General features: G+C 47.6%; 1 protein-coding gene. It reads left to right on the top strand.

Annotated elements, in window-relative coordinates:
* The first annotated feature begins 132 nt into the window (after positions 1-132).
* The gene (locus tag KB559_RS24975) at positions 133-1,692 is read left to right on the top strand and encodes an IS1182 family transposase (protein ID WP_211026251.1); all 1,560 of its coding nucleotides are present in this window, start codon (positions 133-135) and stop codon (positions 1,690-1,692) included.
* Positions 1,693-1,787 lie beyond the last annotated feature (95 nt).

Here is a 1,787-nt window from a genome sequence, read left to right as displayed (position 1 = left end):
AAGGGGCTGTCCCAAAAGTCATCCTAGATGACTGAGGGACGCCCCTTTTTTTTCATTCAAATCAAACAAAAAGAAACCAATCCTTGGTAAAATGGAAGTGTCGAGCAACCATTCGAAAAGGAGAGGTTTCTTTTGTACATTCAATATACCATGGACCAACTTTGCTTGCCAATGGACTTAGAAGAAGATATTCCAGAAAATCACCTCGTTCGAGTTGTCAATGCGGCTGTCAATCGCTTGGATGACAAAATCTTTGCAACAGCTTACCCCGGCGGCGGACGAGACAGCTACCACCCTAAAATGCTCACCAAAGTCATCATTTACGCCTACACGCAGCGCATCTACTCCTCTCGTCAGATTGCCAAAGCGATCCGTGAAAACATCATGTTCATGTGGCTCGCTGGCCGACAACGTCCAGACTTCCGCACCATCAACCGTTTTCGCTCAGAACGCATGAAAGACGTATTGGAACTGGTGTTCACTGGAGTGCTTCAGATGCTTGCAGATGCCAACTATGTGCAACTGGATCATTACTTCCTGGACGGGACCAAGATCGAAGCAAACGCCAATCGGTATACCTTCGTTTGGGGTAAGGCAGTTGTCAAGCACAAGGCGAAACTCCAGGAAAAAGTACATACGCTGTTTGAGACCATCGAAATGGGTGAGCAACAGGAAGAACAAAAACAGCAAGGAAGAGACCTGCCAGAGTTGGGAGAGGTCAGTAGCCTGACCAGTCAAAAGCTGGAGCAGATCACTCGGCAACTGGAAGCCAAACTACAGGAAACACCTAAGGATAAACCGCTCAAAAAAACAGTACGCGCTCTACGTAAAGATCTGCTCCCTCGTTTGCAAAAATACGAACAGCAACAAGAGATCCTCGGCGAACGCAACAGCTACAGTAAAACCGATTCGGATGCTACCTTCATGCGGATGAAAGAAGACCATATGCAAAACGGACAGCTCAAGCCCGGATACAATGTGCAAATCGGGACAGAGAACCAATTCATCGTCGGCTACAGCTTACATCAACGACCAACGGATACGCGCACACTCAAGCCACATCTAGAGAAGGTAAAGGCACAACTGGGCCGATTGCCTGGCACCGTCATCGCAGATGCCGGATATGGAAGCGAAGAAAACTACGCCTACCTGGAAGATGAGCAGGTAGAAGCGGTTGTCAAATACGGTACTTATCACAAAGAGAAATCAAAAGCCTGGCAAATGGATATCAGCAAAGTGGACAACTGGGAGTACGATGAAAAAACAGATACTTGGACATGTGCTGCTGGACAGGAATTGACCTTTTTTCGGGAAAGCTTGGAGAAGACAGAAAGTAGATTTGAGATCCATAAGCGGCATTACCGCAGTACACATTGCGAGGACTGCCCTCTTAAGTCTTCTTGTACCAAGGCGATCGGCAATCGAGAAATCCAAGTGAGCCTGGCCTATTTACGTTACAAAAAGCAAATCCGGGAAAAGCTGGCCAGTGAGGAAGGCTACAACCTGTCGGTACGTCGCATGCACGAGCCAGAAAGCGTATTTGGCCAGATAAAAAATAACCGAGGCTTTCGTCGCTTCCTGCTCCGCGGCTTATCCAAAGTAAGCCTGGAGGTCGGGTGGCTTTGCCTTGCCCATAACCTCTTAAAGCAGGCGGCATTAAGCCAGCAGAGAGAAAGAACCAGCCAAGCATAACTCCTCTTGGCTGGTTCTTTTTTCAAAAATAACATCCTTTCATAAAAGAAGGCTATCCCGCTAGTAGATTTATCTGCTTTTGGGACAGCCCCTTT

The sequence above is a fragment of the Paenibacillus sp. Marseille-P2973 genome (assembly GCF_018101095.1).
Classification (GTDB): domain Bacteria; phylum Bacillota; class Bacilli; order Paenibacillales; family Paenibacillaceae; genus Fontibacillus; species Fontibacillus vini.
The sequence above is the reverse complement of the archived record's forward strand: the minus strand, read 5'-3'. Positions and strand labels throughout refer to the sequence as shown.